Consider the following 23,959-nt stretch of genomic DNA (forward strand, 5'->3'; position numbering starts at 1 on the left):
CACTATTGATCTAGTTCAAATAATTCCACATGCATTTTTCTCTGCCTAGCTTTATTGGTCAAGGCTTCCGGCTGGCAAATCTCCTTCAGGGAGCATTCCTTACAACGTGCATCATTGACTGGCGGCGGCAATTTTCCGGATGCGAGTAAGGCGCGCACTGCTTTCACAGTTTCCTCCACCTGCTGACGCAGTGAAGTAGTAATGGCAACCTCGCGACGACGGCGGGACGAGTGATGGTAAATTGCACCATGCATCACTGCTTTACCGGTCATTTCCTCCAAGCATATCGCCTGTGCTGCAAGCTGGATATCATCATGGGCTTTTGCACGCTTTTTGCCATGCTTGTATTCCACCGGATAAATGCGTCCATCCGGATAAAATTCGACGACATCACATTTACCGATTAAACCCAATTTTTCTGACCACACTGGTAATGCATATTCAGTGCGTACGCCCTCGAAAGACCCCAACCCGGGCTCATCGACACGCTCATGCACGGCATTACCCCGCATGGTATGCACATTCTCGTCAAAAGCCTGTTCTATATGGATCAGAGCACACTGGCGCGGACAATAGCTGTAGTGCTGTAATGCCGATAGCATGATAGGATCATCAATTTCAGCTACATCCATTAGTCGTTCCCAAATAATTTTAGTATCACATCCTCTCTCGATAAGGAATGATGTTTTGCTACCTCGGTCAAAATGGATGCCAGCGTGCCAATACGCAATGGATCATGCAAAGGAATGGTTAAATGATGCTGCTTCGGCAATTGGCACTCCAGTCGAAATGAATACCAGTCTGCCGGGAAATTTCATAACCAAGCCGATTCAGCACCTTGATTAATTGCACACCGGATACATTGCGCGGCAACTTCATGCCTGAATAACTTCCTCACGCACGAAATGAAGGCGAATTATTTCCGGTGCCTTACCTTCATCAAAATGGCAATGCACGGCATCGCGCACTTGCTGATGCAAACTATCAAGATCATCTGCCTCGCTAAAAATCGATTCGTCCAGCGCACGAGCAGTGTATCCACCTTCAGGCGCTTCTTCGACCAAGAATAAGATTTCATTCATAGTAGCTCACCTCTATAACCTTATTCCCTTCCTATAGTTAGCAGTTATCTTCCTTATCATTTAAATTGAAAGGGCATCGTAACTGGCTTCGTTAAATCTCTGGACAAGCAGCAAAAAAATTCTCATCAGTTAGCAGCGTCAGAATCATCGACTAGCAGTCCAAGACTCTATCGCTTCCTCTCATAATACAGAGCTCATCTTTCATACAGTCACGAATGAATGCGAATACAGCTTGCAAATCTTCCGTGGTCAGATGTGGATAGCTTTCAAGTATTTTCGCTTCATTCCACCCAGAGGCTAATAAATCAAGAATAAACTCGACTCCGATACGAGTTCCCTTAATGTGTGGCTTGCCGAATAAAATATCCGGATCAGAAACAATGTGTCCTCGCCAATCCATATCAGCATCCCCTAAAAATAACTACTGAAAATTCAGAAGTAATATCCAATAGATCTCAGCAATGAATTAACACGACGAATATCTTAGCCTACTTTTCGCAGCAACTGCACACCGGAAGGCATATTGGCTTCGTTAACAGTAACTTGATAATCTTCGAATGAACGTGGTATGACAATGCCATCTTTTAGTCTGGGTTGAATACGCTCAAATAAGCTGTAGGCGGGCGCATTGCCCAACTCACTTTCATGCTTAAAAACATATAAACCGCGTGTAGCCATCTCTCCCCGCGCAGCAGAGCGATCATGCTCGAACATGTTAACAAGCGATTGCCAGAGTAATTCAAGATCTTCCCCGCTGAATCCAGTCTGATTGGCAAGATGAGCTGAAACAAAACCGTGAGTGGCATAAAGGCCATAAGGAACAGTAAATTTACGACCCATCGTGCGATTATCGCCAGATTGCTTTTCAGCTTCTGCTTCGGTAGCAACCGCCATACGCGTGATGGAATGTTCTTGCGTCACAATGGGATCAATAGAACGTGCAAAAGTTAACTGAACTGGCCCACGTACCTGACCGCAATTGATGCCAGTAGACATGACTGCACCAAAAGTGCGCACATCATAAAAATTTTTACACATCCACTGCCTTGCTTCATCAACAGCATCGCCACCTTTGCGCTTTTTATCATCTCCCTCTAAAAGTTCTGATTTACCAATGCCAATATAAGCCCGTTTATTTTGGTTATTAAGTATTGCTTTCTCTTTAACATAGACTTCAAATGGCGGCTGTTCTCCCTTAGTTAAACCTACAAAATTGCGTACTTTGCGCTTCAAGCTCACGTCGGTTACCAAGCCACGTCCAGTTTCCGCATCTACGCGCGGTAAATTGCCTGCATCCGGATCGCCATTGGGATTGCCATCTTTTACGTCGAACAGTAAAACGAAGTCATAACGGTTGTTTAGTGCCATGATGATGATTATTCTCCCTTGTTAGTAGTAGGCTCGGACTTGGCGAAGAAAGCTTGCCGCTGGTGGTAATAGCCAATCGCAAAGCGGCCCTGATCTTGCAGGTTCAGGTGTGTAGGAAAATCGGGAACATTATTAAAGATTATCGCTATGTAATCGTCCGGTTTATTGTCTTCAAATGCCCGATAAAGAATTTTTCTCCCACGCTCATCCAGCTTGGCTACATGGTGATTCTTTAGCTTAAGCAGGGTTGAAAATACAGAGACAGGAGTGCTTGATGCCGCACCATAAAATCGATCCCGGATTGTGGCATTGATATTGGGTTGAGCCACTTCTTGGATTTTCTCCAGTACCGCAAACAGCCTGCCCAATCGGTAGGCGGAATTGGTATTATTTTCGTCCAGTGACACTTTGAGTTTCTCCTTACCTGATTGACGATTAATGCACGCTTTGATAATTGAGGCGCGCGGATAAGTGACTTCGTGTTCGGCCCGAATTCGGCGAATCGCACCGGAAAGCAGGGTTTGCGGATAGGGTAGTCCCTCTATCACGTTGCGCATGACATCACCGCCGAGGTTGGGTGGGATATTTTCCGATTTGCCTAGCATTGCTGTCGCGACCAATAAACGGAACAGTGATAATGTTTCCGGCTCATGCGGTGCATGAACAATGCGCAAATCATCAAAGTGGCGCCGAATGTTGACAGCTAGTTCACCCACGGTTTTGATGTGCCAAAAGCGGACGGCGATACGTGCCGCATTGGGCGCAAGGCCCAGCACATAAAACGGGGTGCCATCATCTTCAAAGCTGCCCGCACCGGTTCTTGGTGCACTTAGTAACGCAGCAACTGCTGAGATGCCGAGATCGGGGTTATCTTTTGGTGGTTCACTAAAAAAACCGGAAAATAATTCCTCCATCGGATGCTCTGGTGTATCGGCCCAGAAAACCGTCGATGCGTCGCCAACCTGGATGCGTTGCTTCGAGTCTTTCGCTAGCAAATGATTAAGCGCTGTTGTATACGAAAATACAGCTCGCTTACCCACTGGTGCATTACCACCCTGTGTTTTGCCATGCGAACTGAACGCATCCAGGTTGAATGAAACGATACTAGCACCGGAACTTTGCGCGCCCCATACGCCTTTGATGGAAGGGTGCAGCCGTTCAATAACATCTTCTTCGCCTAAGACCAAACAAAGTGAGGTTTTCTCAGAAACGGAATCGTCCTTTGTGGATAGTGCAGTCATCACTGCCGGGCGTTCACATACTGGTTCGGAGTCGCCCTCCAGCCGGAATGTCAGATTGGCGCCAGTTTCTTGAATTTCTGGCCATAAAGGGTGCAAAAAAACTGATTCAAAATCACCATGCTCAAGAAAAGATAATACCGCCTGAATGCCTACATCATCGGAAGCAGCAAAGCGAGAGCGAATGGCTTCAAGGAATGCTGAATGTTGTTCTTGTGCGCGTTCCAGCTTCCCTTTACCATCAACACCAAACACATAACCCGGGTGATCCCATAATAAATTAGCCGCTACCCCTGATGATCTTTTGACGGTCTGCGGCACAAGATAGATTTTCGCAACCTTTTTCTTGCCTTTACCTTCGCGCGTATCAGCCAAGCCAGCGAAATTACCATCCGCTGTCAGAACGATGAGAAAAGGAATTGATTTATGCTCGAAACCGGGGGGAGCCAAGTTGTTAACCGGCAACCGAGTTTTACGCTGGTAATATTCGTTTAGTGCTTGCAGAATCATCCTCGCACCTCCTCACTACTCCAGGCAGGAACCCTCAGCACGCCATCTTGCAGCGCAGCACGAAAAAAGCGCGGCTGCGGATCGGTAGCGTTGCTATAGTCCATGTCATATAGCATCCAGCCTAGGTCACGGGTTTCCGCTACAGGATCCGTTTGTAACTGCGCAGAATCGACCAACCGGAAATCGCAGGCAAACTCACGGCAACCGAGATAAGGCTGATTAACGCATTGCCCTTTTTCTACGCGACGTTCGAACATATCTAGAAACTTCGCTGATGGATTGTTTTCTCTGGCGTTCGGTTGCAACTCGAAATGCGCATGGATACGATACGTAACGTCGCGTAGAAACAATCCAGCACGCTGCTGGCGCTCATCTTCGATATTCAACCCAAGACAACCTGTACCCTTATTCATCGCTTCCTGGGCATTGCGCACCGAAATAACCGCACCTACCTCATTGCGTCGGATGGAGACCCAACGTATCGGTTTAAGCACCTCGATTTTATCGATGTGCCAGCGGATAGCCGGTTTCCACAGAATGGATTCGAACACTGCACGGGCGGACGATGGGGTCATCACATCGTAGCTTACACGCTCGACTTTCATTTCCGGTCGAGTGAAGCAGGCAAAATCTCCGTTGACTTCAAGACAATACATTTTCAAGTTAATGCCTCCCATACATAATGCCAATTAGCACAATTAACAAGAGCAACCACACACCCCAAAATCTAGAAGGTGGCAATTGCTGCAAAAGTAACCGAAATTCTCGGATTACTTTCCAACCCATAGTATTTCCCTCGTACTCTACAAATGAGCGCAGAGTATAATATATACTTCATAATATGGGTAGCAACAAACTAATAATTCATATATTATGATTTTGCGTTCTAATTAACTAGAACGAGGATTGAAACATAATGTGTGTAGCAGAGAGAAAGAGCGAGAGTTACAATTTAGTAACTTTTGCTCATTTCTAGCTTATTAATTCTGATGCCGAGAGAGCATAACCGGTAGTAAACAAACCAAGTCTTTCGTCATACAGTCCAGTGGTTATCTGCATATACACTCCCGGGAAAATCTCCTTAATGTCCTTGGAGTCACATAATTTCCTGCACTCATGCTCACGAATATTTACCGTGTAGCGCTGCAACTTGCGTAGTATGCCTCGGTGTTCATGTGGCAGCATATTCTGACTTTTCTCGAGTGCATCGATCAGTCTCAGACTTTCGCCATAGCGCACGATCACAGCAATTTGGCCTTCTTCATCGATTAACCGGAACAGTCCAGATGCGGTACGGAAGCTAAACTCTGCTTTTCTTGCTTCAGCTTGGTTATGTAAATCCAACAAGCCAACAATGTCTGCTTTATCTAAGCTATTCAGACTTCCGTAATAGTGCTTGAAGTACGCCTCAAAGCGCTCACGAGTCAATGGATCGCCATCAGCCAGTCGCAAGATTTCTTGCCCGCTTTGCTGTGCTTTACGCAGCAATCCAGGAACCGCAGGATTAGGTGGAACAAAAATGACTACTTTACCCAACTGCGGTAGCATACCTTCACGATTGCATCGTCCTGCCGCTTGCGCCACGGCATCCAATCCTGCCAATGCGCGATAGACTATTGGAAAATCCATATCAACCCCCGCTTCGACCAATTGAGTGCTGATCACACGTGTCGGAATGCCATCTTTCAAACGCTGCTTGATTTCAGCGATAACCTGACTGCGATGCTGCCCGCACATCAATGCCGACAAATGAATCGTATCCTTAGGCATCAATCTGTGTAATTCACGGCAGTCCTTGCGCGAATTAACTATGCAAAGTACAGATTCATATTGCTGCAGTTCCTCTGCAATAGAATCCCAGGTACGAGAGCTGGTAAAATCATCAGGCAGTTCGGCTTCAACGCGTTTGAGGTCGGTATAAAGTTGTGTCGGATCATCCATGAGCTCACGCACATCGTTTAAACCAGGAAATTTAGGACGCGGAGAAAAAGCCGGTTGTGTCGCAGTGGACAGCATGAAACTGACTTTGTAGCCATTTGCCAAATCCTGCATCACGTGCAAAATAGGCGCAAGGAATTCTGGCGGCAATAACTGCGCTTCATCCAGCACCACGATACTGTTAACAATATTGTGCAGCTTACGGCAGTGGCTGGTTTTTGCAGCGAACAGTGACTCGAAAAATTGTACATTGGTAGTAACGATGATAGGAGCGTCCCAATTTTCTGCTGCTAACCGTGAACGGGAATCTTCGCGATCTGGATCGAGATTGCTATGATGTTCGATGACATTTTCAGCGCCAAAAATACCTCGGTAGACTTCCGCTGTTTGTTCGAGAATACTGGTGTAGGGAATCACATAGATGACACGATTTTTCTGATAATGCACTGCATGATTGAGTGCAAACGCCATGCTTGAAAGCGTCTTTCCCCCACCCGTTGGCACGGTAAGTGAAAACAAGCCGGGAGGTAATTTGGCTTTTTCACGGCATTGGCACAATACTTGTGATCGGATGTGATTCACAGGGCTATTTTTAACCTTGATAGCCTTTTGGGCCATATACTGATCGAATGCGCTTTTCAGCACATCTATCGAAGGATATCCAGAGCGTAAACTACTCTTTTTATCATCCATGAAAGCTTCCGTATCCAGAAAATCTGCGTCCACCAAACAAGAAAAGAGCATCCTGAGCCACAATGCCAGCGATCCCTTGGGCGGCAGCGATATAGGACGGGATTGGTTAAGAATTTCAGAAGGCGGCACAGCGTTAAGTGCTTCTTGCAGATAACCATTTTGCTTGCCAGTCTCGATACGTTGAAATAGCGTAGATTGACCACCTTCAGCATTATTCCAATCTGGCAATCCGGCATGATGCCCAGCAATCAGATAAGCCAGGATACGCCCATGCAATCCTAATTTTTCAATGGCATGAATTGCTCCCGCCGTGGAATGATCAACCCGTCCCGGTGCACCTTCAATATGCGCTTCCGTATTGTAGCCACTTACTGAGTTGATATATTTCTGAAATTTCTCACGATATTTACCCAAGTCATGCCACAACCCGGCAAGCTGCGCCCAGTCCTCATTGCCAAATGCAATGGCAGCTTCTCCTGCGCGCCGCGCGACCTCATGCAAATGCTCATCAAGAGCATGCTCTTTCCACTCACCATTCGAATCTTGACGAACATGCGCAAGCGCATGAGTTTTATTCTCTTTCGCTTCCATAAGTTGTACGTTCATATCTACCACCTCACCTCCACCATGAGCCGGTTCCACGGATTATTGCTTTTTTTCTTCCCTACTATTAAATCTGACCAATAACGAATTGCGGCCAAAGTGTTTCACTGTGATAAAACATAAATCCAGCCAAGGGAAAGTCTTGTGAGGTATTCCAAGCTGTCTGACTCGGCTGGATATTCGCAACTTCAGGCAAAATGAGCCCGCTGGCCAATGTTGCGAGTGATTTCAGAAACAATTGTCGCGACATGATGCTCCCCTATAAAAGAGTTTACGGTTGTTCTTATTATCCATACCCACAGGCTCAAAATATGACCTTATGCTAACCATATTTTTCAATTGCTGCTTCCAGCCGATTGATGACTTCCTGCCGTAATGCGGCCGGCTCCAATACTTCCACACCCGCGCCATGTTTCAGAATATCCATCACGAGTTCTTTGCTATTAGCATAAGGGATGCTTAGTTCATAGCTGCCATCGGGTAATAGTTTGCCTTGTTGCTGGGAGTGCCATTGTTCATCGGCTACCCAGCGGGCACGCTCGGGAGAGAAAAGCAGCACGGCAGTTGCTTGCGGTTGGCCGGCAAAAATGCCGTAGCTGGAGGCGAAGTGAGCATCGAGTTCGACCTCATCGAATTCGAGCGCAACCTGATCGAGTGGATGGCATGCGCGGATGCGGTCGACAGCAAAGCTGCGCAGCGCATTGCGTTTGTGGCAGTAGGCATCCAGATACCAGTTGTCACGATAATGAGTCAGCCGCTGCGGCGAAACCTCGCGTTGGCTGGTTTGATCGTCGCTGCGCCCATGATAGTGGATGTGCAGCCGTTTTCTTTGCAGCAAGGCGCTGGCTACAGACTGGAAGTGTTCACTGGCGGTATTCCTCGCTGTCATCCGTAGAATACGGATGCGCTTGGCGATTTCATCCTTATTGAGCTGCACGGTGGCGAGAATTTTTTCGAGGCGATTTTTGATTGGTTTGAGGTAATCATCCAGCAAGCCGGGTTGGGTTTGCTGCAGTAACTGCTGCACGGTTAACAGTGCGTACAGTTCATTGGCATTGAACCAGAGCCCAGGCAATTCAAAGATCCCTTCCCTCTGGGTATCGTAAAAATAGCCATTGTGTTCTCGGTTGTATTCTAGCGGTGCGTTAAAGTACAACCGCAATTCATCAATCAAACGCTTGACCGTGGCAGGTGAGCATTCAAGCCTTGCTTCGAGTGTTTTCCTTGAAACGGGGAATCGACAATTAGTTAATATTTGATGTAATTTGTATATACGCTGCAGGTGATCCATACGGGACTTACTTTTTATTTTTATAATTACCGCATAATTATTGAATACTCAAAACAACCTGTTTACGCGCATTAACGAGGCTTTGCTCCTGTGACGCCACAAGATAATGAATAGCACAATAGTCTATCATCATACTGCCGCCATTGTGCAAATGTATCACCCGATTGTCATTTTATAGCGTTTGTCATGACTCAGAGCAAGGTAGCTGGAATTCAATGATTCCTGTATGCCATATCTATTTTCATGGCCATCACTTGAAATGGCTCAATATTCATAGAGACGGCCAGGTGCGTTCAGGCAACAAGCATGGCGAGGATAAATTGACAAAGTCAGGTTAGAAGATGAGAGTGATCTATCCGCTTCTCACCTGCTGCTGCAAGGAATAAAACAACTGTCCTTCTCTCAGAATTTTAGTCTGAAGCCGTTCATCAGTGAGCTTGTCCCAGTGCAGCAGATCCACCTTGAACACGAGAGGCAAGTCATCGATTGCGTTCCATAATTTGCTGAAAGTATCGTCATTCATGGTCGGGGCAATGACCGCCAGATCGATGTCTGAGCTGTCTTTGTAGGTGTTTTTGGCACGTGAGCCAAAAATAAGGACGCGTTCGATCTCGGAATAATGCCTGAATATCCGATGAAAATCAGCCACAATGGCAGGTGCCAATCCGAAAGTCATTGAATATTCGTCTGCCATGTCTTGGCCTCCGCCACCAGTTGCTGAAACACGGCCAGGCCTTGGGCAGTGATAGAGTAGTAAACCGGTTGCGCCAATGTTTGGTCATACATTTGACTGGTTAGGTTGCGCTTCGGTAAGTTTACTGCAAACGGTAAACGGTTTATTGAAATGATCTACTCGTTTTTATCAATTCATACGGATTATCCACAAATTTCGTGGATAAGGCTGTGGGTAACTGCTTTATGTCACAGAAGCGTAATGTTTATTCCGCGTGCTTTAAAAAGAGGCTAAAGGATTTGTCATTTTGGCCGAAAATCAAATAAAAGTACCTACTTTGATATACTCCCTTCTAACCCGGAGAGTTTCACCAGTCACTCTCCGGTTTTTTTATTTCGTCCAGCAGTTCATTGTAAAGCCAGTTAATATCTCTACTGCGACTCGCTGTGAGGTTAGCTACAAGCTCAAAATGCTCATTTATCAGAAATAAGCTCTGCCTTTCTCGCCTGTTTTTGCCTATCCTCGATACTCTTGGATACGTTTTTCAACCGCCTGCTAGAAAATCAATTGGATCCAGGTTAATTTACTGCCCCCGTCGTAGTTAATGCTTATATCTTTTGCGAACTTCTGCGCATAAGGCAGACCCCTAACACATAGCCGGTGGCCACATCAATAAAGAAGCGAGCCCTTCTCAATCTCCTGTTTCCGCTTTAAATACTCATCGCGGGTCATCTTACCTGCCTTGAAGTCTGCTTCCAGCTTATCCAGCTGGTCCTTGTGCTTGTACTCATAGGCGCCCCCAGCCGCGCCTGCACCAGCCAACAGCCAGCAGCCAGTCAAAGGGCTTAGCGCCAGCAAGATAACGATTAATCTGAGTAGTTTATGCATCATGATTCCTCCATATGTGAAATGTCGTTCAGGTGAGCTTGGCCTCAGCCGTGAGATTGAGCATTTCCGCTTTTTGTGTCTCAAATTTTGATACTACTCTCTCACTACCACCTGTCGATTAGCACTTGTCATTAGGGAAAATAAATATTCTTTAGTAATATTTTTACCTCAACAGTTTATCGAGTTACTTGGATGGATAAAATACGTGTAAACACGTAGGCAGGCATAAGCGGAAAAAATAGCCATAATAGCCGATGGAGTGAGATAGCCTGAGTGGCCATAAAAAACACATTTCGAGGTTATTTACTCCTACTTGGTATCCACATTTTTCGGGGATAAGATTGTGGATAACCACCTTATGTTGAGGAGGCATCATATTTATTCAGGCTGCCTCAAAAATAGGCAAAGAGTATAGACTAACGGACCTAGTGGCTGATTTAGATTATCCTTGTAAGCACACATAAGAATGCCACTTGAATTATTCAAGCTGCAATGCATGACATTTACGCATAAGGCAGCATGACCGGCAGTAGAATTCATACCCTAATGCAAGCAAGGAACCTCCATTGTCTGAAGGGGCTAATACCTCGCACTACGCGGTTATCAAGAAGAATTTCTGGTAGAGATGCTGATGCCCTATGTCGCTGTAATTCCAGCTCTAAATCAAACACGATGCGAAGGCGAGCCGCAGACACTATCCATCATACGGCAATGTGAAGTCGATAAAGTCAGTTTTGATATAGAAATGGAATAAGGTAACCTCATTCTCGTATGATAGTGCCAAGAGAGATCAAATAAGCGGACAATAATGCAACGCATACAATTGAATAGTAAGTGGGGTAAGTCCAAATTTTATTATCCACAATTTTCGTGGATAAGGCTGTGGGTAATTGACTTATATCATAGAAAGATAATGTTTATTTCAGATGCTGCAAAAAGATGCTAAAGTAAAAGCTCCTTGGTCGCAATTCCTCATCCTGGCAGCAAAATTTGTTAGCAGTCGAAAGTGTCTAGTGAAACAATATTAGGCAGCTAGTGCTGTCATCGTGTCTGAAACTTCAAATTGCTGGTTTCCAGTATAAGGGAAAATATCATGACAACCATTAAGCAGAAGATAGTTCCACATCTATGGTTCGACAAGGAAGCCAAAGAAGCTGCCGAATTTTACACGTCTATTTTCAAGAACTCTCGGATCAAGCGCACTACCACGCTTCACAATATGCCTTCGGGAACAGTCGATGTCGTAACCTTCGAGCTCTTCGGACAAGAGTTCATGGCGATCAGTGCAGGCCCACTTTTCAAATTCAACGAGTCGCTATCGTTTATCGTCAAGTGTGATACACAGGAAGAAATTGATTTCTACTGGCAAAGACTTGCCAGCGAAGGTGGGCAGGAAGTCGAGTGTGGATGGCTTAAAGATAAATATGGCTTGTCATGGCAGATCGTTCCTGCTGTTATGGATGAAATGATGCAATCACAAGATCCTGCGAGATTGACGCGCGTTACCCAAGCATTTCTCAAAATGAAGAAATTTGACATCGCGGCTTTACAAAGAGCATATGACGGAAAATAACTCCATTTTCCCATTTCCAAATTAAAACTGACTTTGGCAGTTTCACTTTGCCGTATGATTGATATTGATACTGTCTGCGGCTCGCCTTCGAGCCATTTTTGATTTGGAAATGGAATGATTGCCTGACTTGGGTTAAATTCAGGCCATCAATGGCAAATTTCTTCCATTAGCGCTGCGACAATCGCGCGTACCACGCTCGTTTATTCTGCGCAGTGAGATTCTCCCGTTTTATTCATTTGCCACAAATGTCCATTCCCGCCATTGCCCAAGTAACGTAAAATACAAACCCAGGCGTATGGGGCGTTGTTCCTCCATCTGTTGCAGTAAATTGGCGTAGCGTTCCAGTTGCGGGCGATAGCGCAGCTGCTCATTATCGAGAAAGGCTTCGATATCTCCCCCCTTGTGAATACCTGTTTTATAATCAATAATCCAACGGGTTCCTGTGGTATCGATAAAAGTTCTATCTATGACGATATGATCGATTCCCTCTTTGCGCACACCGCTCAACGCCCATTCACAACGTGCCTCGGCATGTTGGCCGCTTAGAATCCAGCGCGCTCTCTCGTCCTGCCATAATCGCTTAAGCGCGGTGGACAGTTGGGTTAGTGCCTGATCAAAATGGTTCTGCGTGACGCCCATTTGCAGCAATAATGCGCGACCCGCACGCTCCAGGGGGGACACATCCTGCGGCGCAAAATGTTCGATACCGATAGTGCCGATATGCTGTAACAATCGGTGGATCGCTGTACCGACCCGCCGCGCGGTTTCACTCGTCCAATCAAATTCAACTGATTCTTCCGGATTATGATAAGCAGCCGCAATGGCCACTTTGATCGCCTCGGGCGGCGCCGGCAGACTCCATTCAGTCGCTAACCGCAACCGCTTGCTGGAGTAGAACGGAGCTTCGGTCATTCCTTCTTGCGCGGTATTTTCCGCGGCTTCTTTCGTCAGCGTGTTAGCCTCCTGCAACAAAGCCTGAAAATGGGCCGCAGCAACCGGCCATAAACGCGCCAGCAAGCTGTTCGATGGGGGTGCCTTGATTTCCCTATTCTCGGGCAGCTCTGGCTGACTCACATGTCCGAACAGATGCAGTTGATGTTTGGCGCGCGTGGCGGCAACATAGAGCAAACGACCATCTTCCCACTCACCTTTTACTTGGTCCAATTTGCGTAAGTAAGCAGTAATCGGATTGGCCTCATCACCTACCGCATGGATCGGTGCCAGCAGCAATGCTGGCTCGCCTGATTTCAATTGGTGTTTCATCCAGTACAGTAATCTGGCTTCCTCATTTTTACCTCTGTGACCCAGGCCGGGTAGGATGACGGTGTCAAATTCGAGCCCTTTCGCCTTATGAATGGTCATCAGTTGTAACGAATTATCCGCCGCTACATCGGGCAAGGCATAGAGCTGCTCGACATGCTCACTGAGGAGCTCGATATCCGGCGGTTGACCTGTTTCCTCCAGCTTTTCCAGCAATTGAAAATAAACTTCCGCATCATCCAGATCAGTTTCATCTGTCACACAGGCCGGCCCGCCCAGGGCAAGCCAGGTCCCTTCCACATTCTGGCGCAACGAGCGTTTCGCCTGCTGAGCAATCGCACTCTCAAGGATAGGCAATACACGGCTCAGTCGCTGTTGGCCATCCTCACTCAGTTGGCTATCACCACTAAGCTGCATAAGCCGGGGAACATGCCGCAGCTGGTCAATAATAGTTTTCTGCCAATCCTGGCCCGCCAACACATATAAATCCTGCAGAGTCAGTCCACACCAGGGTGCGCGCAATATCGCCAACCAGGCAATACGATCGCCATGGTGCAGCAAGGCGCGGGTTAACGCGAGTAAGTCCTGAACCACAGGACGATGAGTAAGCTGTTCGATTTCAACTGCCTGAAAGGACAGTCCTGCCCGTTTCAGATGAACAATAATCTGCATGAGATGACTACGGTTGCGCACTAGAACGGCGGTCGTCCCATTCGGGTAAATCTCTTTAGCCCGCTGCACTATCGATACAATCTGTTGCGCTTCAGCAGAACCATCACGTTGCAGCGAGGGATAAAAAATCACTGGTTCTTTGGCTGAAGTCGCATGAAAGGCGACTGACGGCGCATACGAAACGGCACTCAAAGTCATGTCATCCTTCTCTGGCAAAATAAGAGGGAAATGCTGATTGATCCAATGGACGATGCCTTGCTGAGAACGGAAATTGACCGATAAGCGCAGGAATTCCAGCGGAATTTGGCCAAACGCTCCACGATCACGAATTTCGAGAAATAACCCGACCTCGGCTTGCCGGAAGCGATAGATGGACTGCATCGGATCACCCACCAGAAACAAGGTGCGCCCATCGTTCACTTGCCAGCCGGCGGTCAATCGCGCCAGCAATTCTGCCTGGTTGAAGGAGGTGTCCTGAAATTCATCTACCAGCAAATGCTGGATACGATAGTCCAGCGCCAGTGCTAGATCGGTCGGGGCATCAGGTTCTCCCAGCGCCTGAATTGCAGCCAGGGTCAGCGCTGGGAAATCAACCTGCCCCATTTGCCGGAAAGTGATTTCGAGATAACCTGCTGTCAATCTAAGCAATTTGAATAATGCTTGCAGCGTCTCCCACTCTTCTTCCTGGTATTGATAGGCAGGAAGCTCTCGCAGCTGTGCCAGATGCTGAATAAATTTACTTTCAGCTGCCAATGCTTCCAGCAAAGCTTCCATGCGCCGCTTCATGTCGCGACAGTGCGCTTTTTCTTCTGGGTTATTTCCCTGAGGGGGAGGAAAGCCTTCATTTTTACTGATTCTCTTCCGTAATTCTCCTTTACTCGTCAGCAGCAAGCTGGCCAGTCCTTTCCATTGCGACAGATCATCAATTTGCGCACCTGGTAACATATGCATGTTCTGGCAATCCGTAATGGCAGAAGCGCTCTTTTCGCCTTCAAGCTGATTGGCAGCAAATCTTGCCAATGTCACCATTTCCTCCTTAGCCGTTGCCGGAATATGATCGACCAATCGCCGCAAGGCATCGACCACAAGTTCAGCCAGTGCCCCTTCCAGCTGATCACGCATGAGCCCGGCATGATTGGGATCGGCAAGAAAAGACAACCATTGATCCCGGCGTGCGAGCATGCTGGCCAGCAGTTGCTGTAGTTTGTCTAGTTGGTTATCGAGATGTTCAATCAGATGAGCAATCGCATGCGACCATTCATCCCCCGTTTCCACTGCTTCAATCGTTTGCCTGGCCGCCTGTTGATAAAGTTCTGTTGCATCCTCAGCAATGGAGGGTAGCGCACCTAGTTTGGAAAGAATAGGCATTTGGCTAACCAGTCTGGCGCATAAGGAATCGATCGTCTGGATGCGTAAACGGGCAGGATTTTCCAGTAATTGCCACTCATTGGCTCCATCATGCGCCAGTACGCGCTGGGCCAGCTGCCAAGTTTGATGTGCATACTGATCCTGCGGTGGCAGCGGATTTTGAGCATCCGTTAGCGCCTGCAGAATGCGCTGCCGCATTTCACTCGCTGCCTTGCGGGTAAAAGTAATCGCCACGATTTCTTCCGGCGCGTCGACTCTTTCCAGCAGCACCAGGAATCGCTGGGTCAATAAACCGGTTTTACCTGAGCCAGCGGGTGCCTGCACAATAAAGGAGTGTTGCGGATCAAGCGCTCGCAACCGCTCAGCCTGATCAGCCACACCTGGCTGCCTTGTCATCCCTCATTCTCCTCTTCTTCAATATTCACTTCACCTGACTGAGCTAATTCAGTGATACGGCATAATGGCTGCAAGGCGCAATAGGTGCAAGTGGCAGGGTATCGCTTGGGATTAACGGCAGCTTCTCCACGACAAAAACTGTCGCTGAGCCTTTCCAAGGCTTCTCGCCAATAATTCAGTAGTTGTGACCAGTCACTGATCTCACGATTCTGACTAAATTTTTCGTATGATTTCACCTCTGGCAAGAGGCCCTCTTCAATCGTGATTCCGCTGAATGCCATCCGCCCGGCTCGTATCTGGGCAAAGGCGATGCCTGCGAGATCATTGGGAAAAACCAGGCTATATAGCGGCAGTTGCGGCTCATCGGGCGGATCGCCAAACCATTGACTGGCTTTAGCCCGGCCTGTCTTGTAGTCTATGATCAATTGATGACCCGATTCAATCTCATCGATGCGGTCAATTTTAAGCTGAATGCTGAGGGCACCCACCGTCAATTCATATTTTCTTTCTCTGGCAATCACACGAAAAGGCAAACGCTCTTTTTCTAACGCTAGCCACGCCATTATTTGCCGATGCAAGCGCTTGATTTCCATCTCGCGGAAACGTTGGCTAAATGTTTGCGGATAATGCGGAGCCGTCATGTGAATGACTTCATGCACCTGATCCAGTACCAGTTCATTCAACGCAGTATCTGCTAATGTTATCAGCTGTTCATGTGAATCAAGTTTCTCCCACACTTTCTCCATGATTCGATGTAACACATTGCCACGGGTCATGGCGCTCAAGCCAAATTGGATTTGCCCAAGCGGTCGCGCGCCCAACCGCAGTTCTGCAAATGCGCGAAAAGGACAGGCGGCCTGCAGCTTGAAAATGTAACTGCCACCTTTGGTTGCTGTCTGCTCCAGCACAGGAGCAGGATCGTGTAACAATTCACTCAACTGAAGATGATTATGAATCATTTCACGCCATGAGGTCATCTTACTCGCTGCCAGTGCACTCGCTGCAAAAGCGGGATAACCCTTGATCAAAGGGCTGGCGCGTAGCTCCTCGTCACCATTGCGCTGTGGATAGCTTAGCACGACCTGATCAGCGCTCGTCACAATGCGCTGCATGAACAACCGGGTCATTAATAACTCACGCTGTTCACTCGAATGCGGCAATGCATGATTGCGCTGTAACAGCAAGGGGATAAAAGGATTAGGCTGCGGCGATGCTGGCCAGATGCCATCATGTAACCCCATCATCCATAAATAATCAAACTGAAGGCTATGGGCTTCAAGCGGTCCAAGTACTTGAACCGGGGCAACCCCTGTCTGAGGTTGAAAAATACGCTCTCTTGCCATCTGCCAAAGCTGACTTAACGCATCGGGTAATGAGATCTCCCCCCTTACCCAATCGAGCGTGGCCAATTCTGCTAACAACGTACGCCATGCTTCCAATGTCTGATACTCTTCACTCGATAAGGAATAATCCTCCAGCCAACCAATCGTCCTGAGCAAGTGGTCGAAATGCCGCACCCACTGTTCGGGGTGCTCTCTACGTGAGCAGGTGGATAGCCATCCTTTCAGCATCTCGAGCTTTTTCGCCAGCATCGGGCAGGCATAACTGTGGCTGGTGTGTGAAGCATAATACGCCAAGGTACCAATCGATATGCTGGACTCACCTGTTTCACGCAATTGGACATCGAGCAAAGCGCGTGCACTCGACTCCTGCGCCCACCCGCCAATAAAGGGTGAGTGAAGTAATTGGCTGATATCTGACAAACTGATCGCAGGCTTCAACAGATCAAGCAGCTTCAATGCGGTCGTCACCAGTGGAAAGGTAGCCAATGGCTTGCCAAGTGAGATATTGTAGGGACGTTCCTGTTGCGGATATCCCGGATGGAAGGTCGAGGGTATCAGGATTTCATCCAATGCGTGCACGATGATTTCCCGCATATCGGACAGGTCTGGTGCGACAATACCGATTTGTGCCGCGGGATTATCTTCCAGTCTCTGCCTTACCCAGCGCGCCATAAGCTTTGCTTCCTGCCGACGGTCGGTACAGGCTAGCTGTGCAATCTCACTGATCCTTGGGTTTAGTTGTAACCACTGCACGTGGCAGCCTGATCGATTGAATATTTCCAGCAAAGCTAATTGCTGAGGATTCAGTTCATCAAAACCGATCAGGACTAATTCAGCTGGCGGCAGTAATATTCCCTGCTCAAAGTATTGCTGCAGCTTGTCTGGCAAGCAGCTAGCAGATAGCCAACCTTTCTGCTGACAGGTACGTTGAAATAGCAATTGCCACTTCCAGAATAACCTGCTGTCCTCGTTATACTGGAAAATCGACTCGTTTTGCGGCAAATGCCATTCCCACAGTAATTGCCAGGCTTTTTGCACCTGCACGGCAGTTTTACCCATCGGCTGGAATGGCAGATCTGAGCTAAGCAGCTCTTGCCAAAGGGCGCGTTCCTGCTGCGGCGCGAGCAATTGTCCAGCTTCAGGAACCTCCCCAGAGATCAACGATTCCTCCCAGAAACGCTGTAGCCAACCATGCCATGGCAGAATGTCCGGTGTCGGCCATACTTTCGCGTCCTTGAGGATGGCTGCCTGATCAAACTGCTGACGAAACACATGAGCCAGACGCTGGTTTCCGGTAATCACGGTAATGCCCTGACTTAATTTAACGAGGATATCCTCACTATCCGCTAGCTGTAGATTAGGTTGATATAATTTCATGTGCTCCAGATTACTCCTCTACTACTTCTTTTGGTATAAATTTACCATCATCTGTTGACTGTTCATATCTATCTGAAATAGGTAGAATTGCGAATCAGAAACAGAAACACTTTTATTTAGAAGAGAAAGAAGGATATCAGGAGAACGAATGAACAAAAAATTAATCGGCAGCATGTTTCTTGCAATGACGTTACTATGGGCAGCTCAGGCACAATCTGAGGAAACAGAATCAGCAGAATCTTCTCAAGAAACTGCTTCCTCTCCCCAAGAAGCTGCTTCATCCTCTCAAGAAGCTGCTCCATCCTCTGAAGAAACTGCTGCGCCAAAAGCAGCTGAATCGTTGCCAAGCGGCTTAGGGTGGCGAGTGGTCCGCGTGTTGGAAATAGGATCTTCAGGTAAATTTGTGCATATGGTACTGGTCGATCTGAATAAAGAAATGGATAAAACGGTTTATAGCGCTGCCATCAATCAGATTTGCGGCAAAGCAACTGAATTCTGCCGGATAAGATTCTGGACTCAGGAACGCTCCATCCCTGAGAAAGTGACACCGACAGCCGAGCAGCTCAAACAGCAGAAAGCTGAGTTCCTATTCAATAAAGCAGCCGGTATCCGCCAGACAACCTGGTCTTGCGCTGTCAATCCTGATAGAACTCAGTGTGTAAAATATTAATAACAGCTAACCCCACATCGTGTTCTTTTGGCAATGTGGGGTAGCGATTATCCGGCAGTATAACTCGCTAGCTAATTGACAAGCTTAGTTGATAATTAGATATGCAACGCACGTTTATCTACTGCTAAAGCGGCTTCATGTAATACCTCAGATAACGAAGGATGCGCATGAATGATGCGGGCAATATCTTCGCTGCTGGCAGCAAATTCCATCGCAACCACGGCTTCTGCAATCATTTCAGAAACATAAGGGCCGATCATATGTATGCCCAGGATGCGGTCTGTATCAGCATCAGCAAGCACCTTGACAAAACCACTGGTTTCTCCCAAGGCACGTGCGCGCCCATTGGCCATAAAGGGAAATTGTCCGGCGCGATAAGCAATACCGGCTGATTTAAGTTCCTGCTCTGTTTTCCCTACCCAGGCGATTTCCGGCGAGGTATAGATTACCCATGGAATAATATCCAGATTAACTTTAGCAGACTCGTTGGCATGACCTTGCTTAGTGGAAGCAATCATTTCTGCCACAGCCACGCCTTCTTCTGAAGCTTTATGTGCCAGCATAGGACCTCTGACCACATCGCCAACGGCATATACTTTTGACAGACTAGTGCAGCAGTGCTCATCGACTTCAATATAACCTCGTTCATTTATTTTTAACCCAATCTCGTCTGTAGCTAGACCAACTGTATTGGGAACTCGGCCAATTGCGACAATCAATTTATCGACTTCCAGTTTTTGCGGATCAGCTTTAGCGTCAGCATAATCAACCACTATCTGCTGCTCCTCCACCTGGATCGATTTGATCTTGACGCCCGTCTGAATAATTAAACCAAGCTCACGTGTAAAGATTTTCTGTGCTTCCTTGGCAATATGTTCATCTGCGGCCATGAGAAAATTTGGCTGCGCTTCCAGCACGGTCACTTCCGAGCCCAGCCGACGCCATACGCTGCCCATCTCGAGGCCAATCACGCCTGCGCCAATGACACCGAGACGTTTGGGTACTTCTGTTAGCGCCAGCGCACCGCTATTATCCAGTATGCGATGATTATCTACTTCGATGAAGGGCAATTGGCGGGGTGTTGAACCGGTTGCAATGATGATGTATTCAGCCTGGATTTCTTCGACCTCAGAATTATTCTTTACCTGAATTTTCCAGAGACCATTCTCCTGTTTAAGCAAAGTTCCCCTGCCATGCAAAGAAGTCACCTTATTCTTCTTGAACAGCATGGCAATCCCGCCGGTAAAAGCTTTCACAATTTTATTTTTGCGCGCAATCATCACCGATACATCCATGGACAAACCTTCCAGATGAATGCCATGATCAATAAATTTATGCGCAGCACGTGCATAGTTCTCGGAAGATTCCAGTAACGCCTTGGATGGAATACACCCTACGTTAAGACAAGTGCCTCCCAGACTCGCTACGCCTTGCTCATTTTTCCATTCATCAATACAAACAGTATTAAGACCCAACTGAGCACAACGGATAGCCGCCACATAACCGCCCGGACCTGCGCCAATTACAGCTACATCGAAAGATTTAGTCATGAATCACCTTATAAAAATGAGTCGTTATAAACGAAGGAAAATTCGTCATGAGAAACTATCGTTTCAGTGACAATGCCTTCCACACGGCAATCTATCAAGAAGGTACCTTTGAGGTTGATTCAATTAAAATAGCAATTGCTGGCCGTCTATTCCAATTTCATTGATTTCCCTGGCAGCCAGCATGAAATTTGCATCGTTATGGAGCGCGATCATTGATGGCACATGACGTCGTCCACGCATACGTGCTAACCGCGCCACACTTGCAGCAGAAATTTCCCATTGCAATGTTTCCAGCAATTGATCAGTCGCCTGAAAATCATTGCATACCAGTACCATATCGCACCCTGCTTGTAATGCTGCCTCAGCACGCTCAGTAATGCTGCCATATCCTTTCGTGCCTTGCATGCTCAAATCATCACTAAAAATACAGCCATCAAACCCCAAATTATTGCGCAAAATATTTTTTAGCCAGAAGTGGGAGAAGCCGGCAGGATGTCTATCCATTTCGGGGTAGATGACATGGGCTGCCATGATGCCTGCCAGACCAAAACCAATCATCTGACGAAATGGAATCAGATCATCCAGCTCGATATCGGCAAAGGTACGGCCATCCACAGCGATCTCAAAATGCGTATCTGCCTGACTATGTCCATGCCCCGGGAAATGCTTACCGACGGCCACCATGCCTGCTGATTTCAACCCCAGCATTAAGCTATGCGCCAGCTCAGCAATGGCTTGCGGGATGCGATGGAAAGCGCGATCACTAATCACACTACTTTGCCCAAAATCGACATCAAGTACCGGAGTAAAACTCAAATCAATACCACATGCAGATAATTCAGCTGCCAGCACATACCCTGCTTGCTGTGTCAGATGACGCGCCCGGCGGGGAGATTTGTCCCATATCCTTCCCAGCTCGCGCATCGCGGGGAGTGGAGTAAAATCTTTGCGGAAACGTTGTACCCTGCCACCTTCATGATCGACAGCAATGAGTAACGGTGGGGTTCTGAGTGCGTGAATCTCGGCCGCTAAGGAGGTCAACTGCTCAACTGAATCATAATTACGGGTGAACAAGATAACGCCCCCCGTGAGGGGATGAAGTAGTCTTGCTTTATCTTCGGGCGATAATTGAGTGCTCGTAATATCGAGCATCACAGGACCCAGCGACATCATGCCTTCTCCAGGATGACAAAGGCACTGGCCAGATTCAATTCATCGCTAAGGGAAAGATGATGCCCAATGATTCCTTCACGCTGGATCAATTCGGCCAATTCAGGGTGAAAGCGAAAATACGGCTGGCCAAGAGGGGTATGGGCAACCGATATATTGTTTAACGTGACAGGAGATCGCAAGCCAGTACCCATTGCCTTGGAAAGCGCTTCTTTGGCTGCAAAGCGTTTTGCTAAAAACATCACTGGCTTAGCATCCTTAATATAATCAGACCATTCATGCTCGGCTAACAACCTACGCGCAAAACGTTCGCCATATTTTTCCAGTGATTGAGCAATACGGGAAGGCTCGACGATGTCGGTACCGATGCCATAGATCATTGACTGGCTTCCTGGATGAGTTGCTTCATTTCCTTAACCGCTTGGGCTAAGCCAACAAATAATGCATGCGACACAATCGCGTGCCCGATGTTGAGTTCTGAAAGACCATGTATCGCGGCAATTGGCTGGGTATTTTGGTAATGCAATCCATGACCAGCATTGACTTTTAATCCTCGACTCAGACCATGGGCAACAGCGGTGCAAATCTTTTCCAGCTCGCATTGTTGCATATCATTATTGTTAGCATCAGCATAATGACCTGTATGAATTTCGATTACCGGCGCACCGGCTCTAGCCGCAGCCTCTATCTGCTCATACTCCGCATCAATGAATAATGATGTACGAATACCAGCATCCGTTAACTTACTACAAGCCTGTTTCACCTGTTCGAAGTGTCGTACCACATCCAGTCCCCCTTCCGTCGTCAATTCCTCACGGCGCTCTGGAACGAGACACACATCATGTGGCTTGATACGGCAGGCAAAGGCAATCATCTCTTCAGTCACGGCACTTTCCAGATTCATTCGGGTTTGAAGTCGCTCGCGCAAAACTTCCACATCCCGATCCTGAATATGTCTTCGATCCTCACGCAAGTGGAGCGTAATCGCATCTGCTCCTGCAGACTCAGCAACGAATGCTGCTTCCACTGGGCTTGGATAGGCCGTTCCGCGCGCCTGGCGCAATGTCGCGACATGATCAATATTCACACCCAAAGCAATCATGATGGTTACGTACCTGTAAACAAAAATCGAGAAGCTTTCCTGTTACTGTTAGCTCCATGCGTGCATGTATTGTTTTTATTAATCATTTAGCTTCTTCAATCTTATTCATACCCTAAACTCTTCAATGTATTGATATCATCAGCCCAGCCATTTTTTACCTTAACCCATACTTCAAGATAGACCTTGCTGCCAAATAATTTTTCCATATCTTGCCGCGCCTGGGTAGCAATTATTTTAAGTTTTTCACCATTCTTGCCAATAACGATGGCTTTCTGATTGGATTTTTCCACTAGAATACAGGCAAAAATTCTGCGCAGATTTCCTTCTACTGTAAATTGATCTATGCGCACCGTCGACGAGTAAGGTATCTCTTCCCCCATTAAACGAAATAATTTCTCACGTATCATCTCAGCTGCAAGAAAGCGCTCACTGCGATCACTAATTTCATCTTCGCCAAACAAAGGCGGGCTTTCTGGCAAATAAGGCCGGACCATATCGATAAGTTCAGTCAGTTGTATTCCTCTCGCCGCACTGACTGGAATGATGCCAGCAAAGTTAAATTCCTTAGCCATACTTTCTATGAATGGCAGTAATTGAGTTTTCTGAGCCAATTGATCTACTTTATTAATTACAAGGATAACTGGTCGGTCGGCGGGTAAGAGTTTTAATACCCCTTTATCACATTCATCAAATCGTATTGCTTCGATCACGAAGAGAATGATATCAACTTCGCGTATGCTTTGAATGACCGTTCGGTTCATTATTTGATTAAGCTGGCTGCTATGGCGTGTCTGGAAACCGGGTGTATCTACAAAAATAAATTGAGATTGCTCATCGGTTAAAATACCATTGATCCGATGGCGCGTGGTCTGGGCCTTTTTAGAAGTAATACTGATTTTTTGTTGGATTAAATGGTTAAGTAAAGTTGATTTACCGACATTAGGACGTCCAACAATGGCAACATAACCAGTTCTGAAATGAGGGGAAGCCATAAATGGGGATATTTCTATTTTATTTAGCGTTATGTTGGTTTGGTAATAGCTTGAATTCGTAAATCACTTGGTCCCTAAAACTACCCTTATAAAGTGGGTAGTTTAAAGGCATGAGTACGAATAAAATGGTTCAAAGCTGGGGAGGACTTAGAAAAAATAAAAGTTATATAGGCGCTCCTGGTAATGGAAGCATTGGCGACTA

Annotated in this window: 21 protein-coding genes; 2 read left to right on the plus strand and 19 right to left on the minus strand. The window is 47.1% G+C overall.

Annotation, left to right across the window (positions count from 1 at the left end):
- Positions 1–2: 2 nt before the first annotated feature.
- The 12 genes from cas4 to AAW31_RS15535 form a co-directional block, all read right to left on the minus strand.
- Positions 3–632, minus strand: coding sequence for a CRISPR-associated protein Cas4 (gene cas4 / locus AAW31_RS15480; protein WP_170828878.1), 630 nt, complete (start codon positions 630–632; stop codon positions 3–5).
- A gap of 118 nt (positions 633–750) precedes the next feature.
- Positions 751–879 (minus strand): type II toxin-antitoxin system HicA family toxin, encoded by a 129-nt coding sequence (locus AAW31_RS23215; RefSeq protein WP_258920402.1) that lies wholly within the window; start codon positions 877–879, stop codon positions 751–753.
- Positions 876–1,082, minus strand: a complete 207-nt coding sequence (locus AAW31_RS15490; protein WP_046850916.1) for a 2-oxoisovalerate dehydrogenase — start codon at positions 1,080–1,082, stop codon at positions 876–878. The genes AAW31_RS23215 and AAW31_RS15490 overlap by 4 nt, the downstream gene beginning before the upstream one ends.
- Before the next feature lie 151 nt (positions 1,083–1,233).
- The gene (locus AAW31_RS15495; RefSeq protein WP_046850917.1) at positions 1,234–1,482 is read right to left on the minus strand and encodes a DUF433 domain-containing protein; all 249 of its coding nucleotides are present in this window, start codon (positions 1,480–1,482) and stop codon (positions 1,234–1,236) included.
- 83 nt (positions 1,483–1,565) lie between these two features.
- A complete protein-coding gene (gene cas7c / locus AAW31_RS15500) occupies positions 1,566–2,450 on the minus strand; it encodes a type I-C CRISPR-associated protein Cas7/Csd2 (RefSeq protein WP_046850918.1) in 885 nt (294 codons plus the stop codon).
- An 8-nt stretch (positions 2,451–2,458) separates the two neighbouring features.
- A complete protein-coding gene (gene cas8c, locus AAW31_RS15505) occupies positions 2,459–4,198 on the minus strand; it encodes a type I-C CRISPR-associated protein Cas8c/Csd1 (RefSeq protein WP_046850919.1) in 1,740 nt (579 codons plus the stop codon).
- Positions 4,195–4,854 carry a type I-C CRISPR-associated protein Cas5c gene (cas5c, locus tag AAW31_RS15510; RefSeq protein ID WP_046851865.1) on the minus strand — a complete coding sequence of 220 codons (660 nt, stop codon included), beginning with the start codon at positions 4,852–4,854 and terminating at the stop codon, positions 4,195–4,197. The genes cas8c and cas5c overlap by 4 nt, the downstream gene beginning before the upstream one ends.
- Before the next feature lie 316 nt (positions 4,855–5,170).
- On the minus strand, positions 5,171–7,435 hold the full coding sequence (locus AAW31_RS15515; protein ID WP_082110584.1) for a CRISPR-associated helicase/endonuclease Cas3: 2,265 nt from the start codon (positions 7,433–7,435) through the stop codon (positions 5,171–5,173).
- A 64-nt stretch (positions 7,436–7,499) separates the two neighbouring features.
- Positions 7,500–7,682, minus strand: coding sequence for a hypothetical protein (locus AAW31_RS15520; protein WP_046850920.1), 183 nt, complete (start codon positions 7,680–7,682; stop codon positions 7,500–7,502).
- Positions 7,683–7,754: 72 nt separating this feature from the next.
- Entirely contained in the window at positions 7,755–8,723 is a 969-nt protein-coding gene (locus AAW31_RS15525) for a helix-turn-helix transcriptional regulator (protein ID WP_046850921.1), read from the minus strand.
- Between the two features lie 352 nt (positions 8,724–9,075).
- Positions 9,076–9,417 carry a nucleotidyltransferase domain-containing protein gene (locus AAW31_RS15530; RefSeq protein WP_082110493.1) on the minus strand — a complete coding sequence of 114 codons (342 nt, stop codon included), beginning with the start codon at positions 9,415–9,417 and terminating at the stop codon, positions 9,076–9,078.
- Positions 9,418–10,065: 648 nt separating this feature from the next.
- Positions 10,066–10,284, minus strand: a complete 219-nt coding sequence (locus AAW31_RS15535) for a hypothetical protein (protein ID WP_144412997.1) — start codon at positions 10,282–10,284, stop codon at positions 10,066–10,068.
- A 1,093-nt stretch (positions 10,285–11,377) separates the two neighbouring features.
- Between AAW31_RS15535 and AAW31_RS15540 the strand changes: the two genes are divergently transcribed.
- Positions 11,378–11,857 (plus strand): VOC family protein, encoded by a 480-nt coding sequence (locus AAW31_RS15540; protein WP_046850923.1) that lies wholly within the window; start codon positions 11,378–11,380, stop codon positions 11,855–11,857.
- Between the two features lie 228 nt (positions 11,858–12,085).
- Here the strand turns inward: AAW31_RS15540 and AAW31_RS15545 are convergent, their stop codons facing one another.
- Both AAW31_RS15545 and AAW31_RS15550 read right to left on the minus strand, forming a co-directional pair.
- A complete protein-coding gene (locus AAW31_RS15545) occupies positions 12,086–15,553 on the minus strand; it encodes a UvrD-helicase domain-containing protein (RefSeq protein WP_046850924.1) in 3,468 nt (1,155 codons plus the stop codon).
- Positions 15,550–18,273 carry a PD-(D/E)XK nuclease family protein gene (locus tag AAW31_RS15550; RefSeq protein ID WP_046850925.1) on the minus strand — a complete coding sequence of 908 codons (2,724 nt, stop codon included), beginning with the start codon at positions 18,271–18,273 and terminating at the stop codon, positions 15,550–15,552. Before AAW31_RS15550 ends, AAW31_RS15545 begins: the two co-directional genes overlap by 4 nt.
- Before the next feature lie 148 nt (positions 18,274–18,421).
- Between AAW31_RS15550 and AAW31_RS15555 the strand changes: the two genes are divergently transcribed.
- Complete coding sequence (locus AAW31_RS15555) at positions 18,422–18,943, plus strand: hypothetical protein (protein ID WP_046850926.1); 522 nt, start codon at positions 18,422–18,424, stop codon at positions 18,941–18,943.
- A 95-nt stretch (positions 18,944–19,038) separates the two neighbouring features.
- Here AAW31_RS15555 and lpdA read toward each other — a convergent pair whose 3' ends face one another.
- The 5 genes from lpdA to era form a co-directional block, all read right to left on the minus strand.
- Positions 19,039–20,493 (minus strand): dihydrolipoyl dehydrogenase, encoded by a 1,455-nt coding sequence (gene lpdA / locus AAW31_RS15560; protein ID WP_046850927.1) that lies wholly within the window; start codon positions 20,491–20,493, stop codon positions 19,039–19,041.
- Between the two features lie 123 nt (positions 20,494–20,616).
- Positions 20,617–21,663, minus strand: coding sequence for a beta-N-acetylhexosaminidase (gene nagZ / locus AAW31_RS15565; RefSeq protein ID WP_046850928.1), 1,047 nt, complete (start codon positions 21,661–21,663; stop codon positions 20,617–20,619).
- Complete coding sequence (gene acpS / locus AAW31_RS15570) at positions 21,663–22,043, minus strand: holo-ACP synthase (protein ID WP_046850929.1); 381 nt, start codon at positions 22,041–22,043, stop codon at positions 21,663–21,665. Before acpS ends, nagZ begins: the two co-directional genes overlap by 1 nt.
- A complete protein-coding gene (gene pdxJ, locus AAW31_RS15575) occupies positions 22,040–22,765 on the minus strand; it encodes a pyridoxine 5'-phosphate synthase (protein ID WP_046850930.1) in 726 nt (241 codons plus the stop codon). The genes acpS and pdxJ overlap by 4 nt, the downstream gene beginning before the upstream one ends.
- A 101-nt stretch (positions 22,766–22,866) precedes the next feature.
- The gene (gene era, locus AAW31_RS15580; RefSeq protein ID WP_046850931.1) at positions 22,867–23,757 is read right to left on the minus strand and encodes a GTPase Era; all 891 of its coding nucleotides are present in this window, start codon (positions 23,755–23,757) and stop codon (positions 22,867–22,869) included.
- Between the last annotated feature and the right edge of the window lie 202 nt (positions 23,758–23,959).

The sequence above is a fragment of the Nitrosomonas communis genome, assembly GCF_001007935.1.
Lineage (GTDB): Bacteria > Pseudomonadota > Gammaproteobacteria > Burkholderiales > Nitrosomonadaceae > Nitrosomonas > Nitrosomonas communis.